This window comes from Streptomyces milbemycinicus (assembly GCF_002154605.1).
Lineage (GTDB): Bacteria > Actinomycetota > Actinomycetes > Streptomycetales > Streptomycetaceae > Streptomyces > Streptomyces milbemycinicus.
The window spans coordinates 1-8,586 of record NZ_MUNE01000569.1 but is presented as its reverse complement, the minus strand read 5'-3'; the positions used below and the strand labels follow the sequence as shown (position 1 = coordinate 8,586).

Annotated in this window: 5 protein-coding genes; 2 read left to right on the top strand and 3 right to left on the bottom strand. The window is 74.1% G+C overall.

Going from position 1 to position 8,586, the window contains the following annotated elements; translation table 11 throughout:
- The 3 genes from CCN51_RS38370 to CCN51_RS38360 all read right to left on the bottom strand — a co-directional run.
- Positions 1-4,294, bottom strand: a 4,294-nt coding sequence (locus CCN51_RS38370; protein ID WP_143676016.1) for a type I polyketide synthase, incomplete at its 3' end; no start/stop codon positions are given.
- A gap of 72 nt (positions 4,295-4,366) precedes the next feature.
- A complete protein-coding gene (locus tag CCN51_RS38365; protein WP_078610318.1) occupies positions 4,367-5,707 on the bottom strand; it encodes a beta-ketoacyl synthase N-terminal-like domain-containing protein in 1,341 nt (446 codons plus the stop codon).
- Positions 5,708-6,219: 512 nt separating this feature from the next.
- Positions 6,220-6,744 (bottom strand): hypothetical protein, encoded by a 525-nt coding sequence (locus tag CCN51_RS38360; protein WP_014173631.1) that lies wholly within the window; start codon positions 6,742-6,744, stop codon positions 6,220-6,222.
- A 257-nt stretch (positions 6,745-7,001) separates the two neighbouring features.
- Between CCN51_RS38360 and CCN51_RS38355 the strand changes: the two genes are divergently transcribed.
- Together CCN51_RS38355 and CCN51_RS38350 are read left to right on the top strand one after the other, a co-directional pair.
- A complete protein-coding gene (locus tag CCN51_RS38355; protein WP_014173632.1) occupies positions 7,002-7,526 on the top strand; it encodes a hypothetical protein in 525 nt (174 codons plus the stop codon).
- Positions 7,519-8,586: MAB_1171c family putative transporter (locus CCN51_RS38350; protein WP_086860637.1), on the top strand; the 1,068-nt coding region annotated here is incomplete at its 3' end. The genes CCN51_RS38355 and CCN51_RS38350, both read left to right, overlap by 8 nt.

Below are 8,586 nucleotides of genomic sequence, written 5' to 3'. Positions count from 1 at the left end.
CGGTGACCCGGGCGAGGTCGGTGACCCGGGCGAGGTCGGCCGGGTCGGTGGCCCCGGCGATATCCGCACCCACGGCCGCGTCGGTGGCCCCCGCGTCGGCTCCTCCGATGGGTGCGGTGTCCACCAGCGTGGCCCGCATGCGCGGGTGTTCGAGGGCAAGCACTCGGACCAGCCCGCGGAGCGAGCTCTGGGTCGGGTCCGCCACCTCCCCGGGTGCCACGGCCCGGGCGCCGCGGGTGATCACGTACAGGCGGGGTGGCTCCGCGCCGCAGGCGGCGATCGCCTGGGCGGCGCCGAGCGCCCTGCGGGTGCGGGCGAGGGCTTCGGTGGCCGGGTCCGCACCGGTGCCCACACCACCCAGCAGGACCACGGCCGTGGTGGCGCCCTGGGCCAGGCGGGCGGTCAGGGACTCGCGGAGGGCGTCGAGGCGGTGGTCCTCCGGCGGCCAGTTCCAGGCGTCGGCCCGCGCCCCGGCCGCGCGCAGCGCGTCGGCCAGTTCCCGCGCCGGGGCGTCCGTCCCGCCCTCGCCGACGACCAGCCAGTCACCCGCCGGGCCGGTGGCCGCGGGGGCCGGTCGCTCGGCGCGGTGCCAGCCGGTCTCGAGGAACCAGTGGTCGACTTCGGTGGGCTCGGGGACGGCGTGGCGCGCCAGCCGCAGCCCGTCGATGGCCAGGACCGGGGTGCCCGCCTCGTCGAGCAGCCGGATGTGACCGATGAGCGTGTCGGACGTGGCCTCGACGACGCGGGCGTGGCAGTACGTCGCGGTCGCGGTATCGCCGAGGACCCGTACGGAGCGGATCCGGACCGGCAGGATCAGCCCGGGGTCGGTCTCGTGCAGCAGCCCCGATATGAGGAGTTGGCCGCAGAGGTCGACGAGGGCGGGGTGGACGCGCAGCGCGTGCTCGGGAGTACGCGCCGCCTCGGGTATTTCGACCCGTGCCCAGAAGCTGTCGCCGTGGCGGGAGGCGTGCGCGTGGGTGATCCCGTTGAACGCCGGCCCGTGGTGGAGCCCGCGGGCCCGCATGTTGGCGTACAGGGAGGCTGGTTCGACGGGGACCGGGTGGCGGAGGGCGAGGTTTTCCACGGACGCGGCGCGCGGCCTCGGGGGTACGGCCAGTCGGCGCACGACCGCGGTGGACTGCCGTATCCAGGTACCGTCGTCGCCGCGTCCGAAGATCTCGCAGTCGGCGCGGTCGGCGGCCGCCAGGGTGAGCGTGGTGGTGATGTCGGTGTGCTCGGCGAGCCGCAGCGGCTCGCGGAAGTGCACATCGGTGACCTCGACTTCGGTGGGCCGGGCGTCGAAGACCTCGCAGGCGGTGGTGAGGGCGAGGGCGTAGTGGGCGGCTCCGGGCAGCACGGGGGCGTCGTAGACCTTGTGGTCGTCCAGCCAGGGCAGCGCGGCGGTCCCGGTCTCGCCGAGCCAGGTGTGCCGGACCGGATCGCCGGGCACCTCCGTGTGGCTGCCGGGCAGCGGACCGGCGGCGGCGCCCGGCGGCCCTCCCGGAACGGCTGTGAGGGTGGGCTGGGTCCAGTGGCGTTTGCGGTCGAAGGTGATGGTGGGGACGTCGACGAGGGCGGCCCGTGGGTACAGCCGTGTCCAGTCCACGGGGACGCCTGCGCAGTGCAGGGCGGCCAGTTGGGTGCGGAAGGTGGCCGTCTCGTCCTCGTCGCGGCGCAGGGTGGGCAGCACGACGTGTCCGCCGTCCAGGCCGTCCATGCTTTCCAGGCAGCGGCCGACGGAGTGGGTGACGACCGGGTGCGGGGCGATTTCGACGTACACCAGGTGGCGGTCGGCGGCCGCGGCGGCGACGGCCGCGGCGAACCGGACCGGGTGGCGCAGATTGGCGCACCAGTAGTCGGCGTCGAAGGCGGGGACGGTGTGCGGATCGTCCAGCACGGTGGTGTAGAACGGCACGCTTGGTGTGCGGGGTGTCAGATCGGCGAGGGCGTCGCGCAGATCGGCCAGGAGCGGGTCCACCTGGGGGGAGTGCGAGGCGACGTCCACCGCGACCAGGGCGGCCGGGATGCCGCGCGCCTCCCAGCCGGCGACCAGCCGCTCCAGGTGTGCCGAGTCTCCGGCCACGACCGTGGCGCCGGGCGCGGCCATGACCGCGACCGTGACCGCGGCTTCCACCGCCCCGGCTTCCACCGCCCCGGCTCCCGTGGCCGCGGTCCCCGCAGCCCCGGATTCGGCCCCGTGTTCCGCGTCGAGTTCGGCCTGTACGTCGTCGGCCCCCAAGCCCACCGTCGCCATCGCGCCCCGCCCCGCGACCCGGGTCAGCAGCGCGGAGCGGCGGCAGATCACCCGTACCCCGTCGGCCAGGGTCAGCGCCCCGGCCACCACCGCGGCGGCGACCTCGCCCATGGAGTGTCCGATGACCCCGGCGGGTTCCACGCCGTGGGCGCGCCAGGCCGCCGCCAGGGCGGTCTGCAGGGCGAACAGCACCGGCTGGACCCGTGCGCAGCCGGTCACCGGTTCGCCGGAGCGCACCACGTCGAGGACCGAGAACCCGGCCTCGGCGGCGATCAGTTCATCGGCCTCGGCGAGCGCGGCGGCGAAGGCGGGCTCCGTGTGCAGCAGTCCGCGCCCCATGCCCGGCCACTGCGACCCCTGGCCGGAGAACACCCACACCGGCCGCCGGGACACCGCGGCCCCCACCTCGCCGGTCACCGCCGCAGGGTGGCACCGCCCCTCCTGTGACGCGCGTAGAATTCGCACGAGTTCGCCCCGGGACTCCGTGACGACACCGAGCCGTCCACGGCCCGGGCTGCGCCGCACGGCGAGCGTGTGGGCGATGTCGCGCAGCGGTACGGCCGCGCCGTCGCCCTCCAGCCAGTCCGCGAGGCGCCCCGCCGCGGCCGGCAGGGCCGCCCGGGAGCCGGCCGGCACGAGGAAGACCAGGGGTGTCGTGTCCCGCTCCCGCCGCGGTGGCCGCGCGCGTCGGCGGGCGGACGTGGCGGGTGGCTCCTCCAGCAGCACATGGGCGTTGGTCCCGGAGAACCCGAAAGAGGACACGGCGGCCAGCCGGGAGGTCGTGAGCATCGGCCAGCGCGTCGGCTCGGTGGGTACGAAGAGCCGCGTCGCGTCGGCGTTCTCGATGGCCGGGTTCCAGCGGGTGAAGTGCAGGTTGGGCGGGATCGTCCCCTGGCGCAGACACAGCACGGCCTTGATGAGCCCGGCCACCCCGGCGGCGGGTTCCAGGTGGCCCAGGTTGGTCTTGACCGACGCCAGGGCGCATCGGCCGGGGCCGTCCCCGTACACCGCGGCGAGGCTGGCGAACTCCACCGGGTCCCCCACCGGGGTGCCGGGGCCGTGTGCCTCGACCATCCCCACGTCGCGCGGGTCGACCCCGGCCCGTACCAGCGCTTCCTCGTACAGGGCGCGCTGGGCGGCGGCCGAGGGCGCGGCGAGTCCGTCGGACCGGCCGTCCTGGTTGACGGCGGAGCCGCGCAGCACCGCCAGGATCCGGTCGCCGTCCCGGACGGCGTCGGGGAGGCGTTTGAGGGCGACGATCCCGCAGCCCTCGCCGCGTACGAAGCCGTCGGCGGCGGCGTCGAAGGCGTGGCAGTGCCCACGGCGCGAGAGCATGCCCATCCGGGTGAACGAGCGTGTGATCTTGGGGTCGAACATCAGGGTGACCCCGCCGGCCAGCGCCAGGTCGCACTCGCCCGCGCGCAGCGCCTGCGCCGCGAGGTGCACGGCGACCAGCGACGAGGAGCAGGCGGTGTCCAGGGCGACGCACGGGCCGTGCAGCCCCAGCAGGTAGGAGATCCGGCCCGCCGCCACGCAGTGCCCGTTCGCCAGGATCGAGCCCTCGTTTTCATGGGGTTGCCAGTCGAGGCAGTCCAGGTAGTCGTGGTAGCTGAGCCCGGTGAAGACGCCGGTCGAGGTGCCGGCCAGCCGCTCGGGTGGCATCCCGGCGTGTTCCAGGGCCTCCCAGGCCACCTCGAGCAGCAGTCGGTGCTGGGGGTCGAGGACGTCCGCCTCGCGGCCGGACACGCCGAAGAAGTCGGCGTCGAAGCCGGAGACGTCGCGCAGATACCCGCCGCGCACGGGTACGGGGGTACCGTCCGACAGGGTCTGGGCGCCGGGGGCCTGCGCACCGCGCGGTGCGCACAGTTCCGCCCGCTCGGCCGGGGGATCCCCCAGCGCCTCCCGCGCGTCCATCAGCAGCCGCCACAGCGCGGCGGGCGAGTCGACGTCTCCCGGGAACCGGCAGCCCATGCCGACCACGGCGATACGGTCGGCAGCCTGGCCGGGCGGCCGTCCGGATGCGTATGTGTTCTTGCTCATCGGGTTCTCCGAAGGTTGTGCGAGGGTACGGCGGGGTCGGCCGTGAGGGGTGGTTCCGCGCTGGGGCGGGCGCTAGGTGGCGTCCGGGCTGCCCAGCAGCATGACGTGCTTGACGCCACCGGTCTGGTAGCTGAAGCACAGCGCGTAGTCGAAGCCGAGCGGCCGGGCGCGCGTCCCGGGCACCGGGTCGAAGGGGAGCCCGTCCATGGGCTGTTCGCAGTTCGCGGTGGGACACACCGCGCCCTGTTCCATCATCATCAGCGTCAGGCCGGCGCCCAGGCACCCGGCCGGGGCCCCGTGGTGGCCGAAGCACGCGTCCTGCGAGGTGATCAGCACCGGGTCCGCCGCCGCCCCATACAGGGTCCGGACGGCGCCCGCCTCCACGGCGGCCACGGCCGAGTCCCCGTGGCCACAGCTGTGGATGTACGGCACCTGCTCGATCCGCCACCGCTCGCCCAGGCACCGGCGCGCGGCGTCCGCCAGCTGAGCGCCGGTGTCATCGGCTCCCAGCGGGTTGGCCAGCCCGTCGCGGGTGAGGGCGGTGGCGAGCACCTGGCCGTAGATGTGCGCGCCGCGCCGGTGGGCGCGCTCGCGGCTCTCCACGATGACGGTCGCCGCGCCCTCGCCGTAGTTGATGCACTCGGAACGCCGGTCGTACGGCCGCATCACGGCGTCGGACGCGGGGGTGAGCCCCAGCATGCCGGGCTCGCCGCCCAGCGCCTCGTAGGCGTGTCGGGCGCCCTCCAGCAGGCGCTCGGCCGTCCGGATGACCTCTCGGTTGAAGACGTCGACGCCGGTCACCGCGGCGACTTCGACCTCGCCCGCCGCGATCATGCGCTGGGCGTGGCCGAGCTGCACGGATCCGGACGCGCAGCCGCAGGCCACCGTGAAACACGGGCCGGTGGTGCGGGTCAACGCCCCTTGCACCACGGCGACATCGGATGCGGTGCCGGCCTGTCCGCCCGCGATGAACAGTTCCAGCGCTTCGAGTGGTGCGGTGTGTGCGGGGTCGGCGCGCAGCGCCGCCAGATAACTCTCGACGTTGCTGTCGACCCCGCCTCGCCCGACGAGCAGGGCCGCCTCCCCCAGATCGCCGGCGTGGATGTCCAGTTCGGCATCCGCGCACGCCTCCACCAGCGACACCAGCCCGAATCGGTGCGCGTCGGTGAAGTGGCGGGAGAAGAATTCCGGGATATCGGGGACGCGCTCCGCGAACATGCCGTCGGACAGGTCAACCGAGCCGTAGTACGTGCCGTTCCGCCCGAGGCAGCAGCCGCCCCGAGAGGCGATGTTCCACACCTGGTCGACGGTGAAGGCCGGTCCGTCGTCGCCCGGCAGGCAGAATCCCAGGCCGGTGACCACGGCGTCCCTGGGGCTTCCACGGGCTTCGTGGGAAGGGTTCGGCGGGCTCATGACACCCTGCCGCAGCTGAGAACAGTCATGTTCTTGAATCCAATGCGATGGGGGTCGGCCGCGAGTTCTTGCCTCCGTCGGCCGGGAGAAGGCCACATCACGCTTCAACGTTTTGTGGAATAGACAACGTACGCCGCGGTGTCGAGAAGAGAAAGGGAGCGCCGAAACACAAGGTGGTACAAGTCGCGGGAAGTTGGTACCCCGTTGAATGGAATCCCGAAGACGGCGCACCGGCAGAACGGCGGACGATCTCCGCCTCCCCCGCTCCGTCTCGCGCGCCCGGCGGTCGCGCGGCACACCGTCGCGGTCAGGGGCGCCGCTCGCCTCCGGGCACGTAAACCGGGCCCAGGGCCGTCACAGCACGCGGCCGTCAGAGCACGGCGGCTCCGCCGGTTCAGGATCTTGCCGGTGGTCCCCCTTGGGCAGCGCGGAGGTGAACCACACCCGGCGCGGGCACTTGCAGGAGGCGAGCCGGGGCACACCAGTACGCTGCGCAGCCGCAGTCGTTTCCGTCAGTCCGAGGGCAGGGCGGTGCCGCAGCGGGCGCAGTAGTGGGCGTCGCGTTCCTGCGCGAGCCGGCCGCACTCCGTACAGACCCGGTGGAGCAGGCAGGCCGACTCGCCCCCTTCCGGGGCGGCGGCGTCCCGGGCCGCGGTTTCCTGGACCGCGGTTTCCTGGACCGCGCCGCGGATGGCGAGGCCGGGGCGGCGGCGGTGCACCGTGAGGTAGACCAGGCCGTCCGCGCCGGCGGAGAGCGCGCGGCGGGCGCCGTGCGGCAGCCATGCCACACAGCCCGGCTCCAGTTCCTGCCGGGTGTCCGCCACGTCGAGCCACCCGCTGCCGTCGGCCACATACAGCAGCACGTCGAGGTCCGGCTCCACATGGAAGTCGACCCGGGCCTCGGCGGGCAACCGGATCACGTTGGAGTCGAGTTGACGCCCCTCGGCGGCGAGCCGCCACAGCGCCCCGCCGCGGTCCGCCGCCGCCTCGCGCATCAGCTCCGACACCCTCCCCAGCACACCAGATACCGCCGGCATCGGCTTCCCACCGCTCCTTCCCGTTCCTCCCACAAGACCGTGAGACGCATACCTCACGAGCACGGTTCCACTGATAACTGGAATTTAGCATGCGGATTTAACGGCGCCGCACGCCACGCCCGATGGCGCGCGCGACGGCCGGGAGTAAGGCCACTTCTCGCGCTTGTGGATCCACCGGATGCCGGTACAGTCGCCAGTGCCCGGCAATCGCGGGGCAGTTGAAGGGGGCGGCTTATGCGCACGCTGGTGGGCGGCCGGTGAACCGAGCGCGATTATGGTGGCGCAGCCGCCGGGTCGCCGACGGTCTCGAACTGCCGAGCCCTTTCGACCCGGCCGCCTTCGTGGCGCTGCTGGCCGAGCGGCGCGGGCGCCCGATCGAACTGCTGCCGGTCACCGTACGCCACTCCCTCCCCTGCGGCCTGCTCGCGACCACCGACCGGGCCGACTACATCCTCTACGCGGCCGATACGACCGCTCTCCACCGGCAGCACATCGTGCTGCACGAGACCGCCCATCTGCTGTGGGGCCACGAGGGCGCGGCCGACCCGGCCTCGCTCGGCCTGCTGACTCCCCATCTGTCGGGCTCCCTGGTGCGCCGGGTGCTCGGCCGGACCGTGTACACCCAGCCGCAGGAGCAGGAAGCCGAGTTCCTGGCCTCCCTGATTCTGCAGCGGGCGCTGCGCAACGACCGGGGTCCGAGCGCGTCGAGCCCCGGTCAGGCCCCGCTCGGCTCGCTCGTCGGCGCGCCACCGGCCCCGAAACCTGACCGCGGCCATGGGTGACCTGCTCGCCTACCTGCCCGCCGCCGCGGCGATGGCGGTGGGCTGGTATGAACTCCGGCTGGCGCGCAGACGCCGGTTCGCCCCGGGCACCCGCCAACTGTGCCTGTTCGGGGTGTGCATGGGGGCCGCCATGGCGGTTCTCGCCCCCGCGACGGTCACGGCCGCCGGCCACGTACTGCCCGCCACGGCCGAGGCCTGGCCCCATTTGGCCGGCCGTGAACTGGAGATGGCCGCGCTCGCCTGGCTGGCGCTGGCGGCGATGGCCCTCGATCTGCCCGACGCGCGGCACATCCCGCCGCGGTGGCATGTGCGGGTCACGGTGGCCGTGTGCGCGGTGGCCGCGGTGTGCTTCCTCGCCTCGGGCGCGGTGGTCGAGGAGGGCGAGGTGGTCGCCCCCGGGGCGAGCGGCAGGGCCGGGCTGGTCGCGTTCGACGTGCTCTTCACGCTGTACAGCCTGTGGAGCCTGACTCTGTTCGCGCTGCCGGTCCACGCCCAGATCCGGCGCTCGGGCCCGGGCCCGTTCCGTACGGGGCTGCGGCTGGTCACCGCGAGCGCGTGCGTCGGCGGGCTGTGGGCGCTGTGGGGCGTGGCGGGCCTCGAGAACATGGCGCGCACCGGCCGTCAGGGCGCGGGCACGGACCCGGTCGCCATGGTGCTGGCCGCCTCCTGCCTGGTGCTGGCCTGCCTGGGCGCGACCGCCGCCTGGTGGCGCGGGGCCCTGTCGGCGCCCGCCCGATGGATGCGTGCCTACCGCCGCTACCGCGCCCTGGAACCGCTCTGGTCGGCACTTCACGCCGCCGCCCCCGGGATCGCCCTGCGCACCCGGACGCGCCGGCTGTCGTGGCTGCCACCGCGCAGCGCGGAGTTCGCGCTGTACCGGCGGGTGATCGAGATCCGCGACGGCTACCTGGCGCTGCGCCCGTACGCCGCGCCACGGGACACGGCGGCGGGGGCCGGGATGGCAGCGGAGGGCGATGACGTGGGGATGGGCGTCGAGGCCGAGGTGGTCCGCGCCGCGGAGACGGAGGCCGCCGCCGTCGGCGGCGGCCTCCGTCTCCGC

Coding starts and splice junctions, on each gene's coding strand:
- CCN51_RS38365 (WP_078610318.1), bottom strand. CDS start 5,707: ATGAGCCCGCCGAACCCTTCCCACGAAGCCCGTGGAAGCCCCAGGGAC.
- CCN51_RS38360 (WP_014173631.1), bottom strand. CDS start 6,744: ATGCCGGCGGTATCTGGTGTGCTGGGGAGGGTGTCGGAGCTGATGCGC.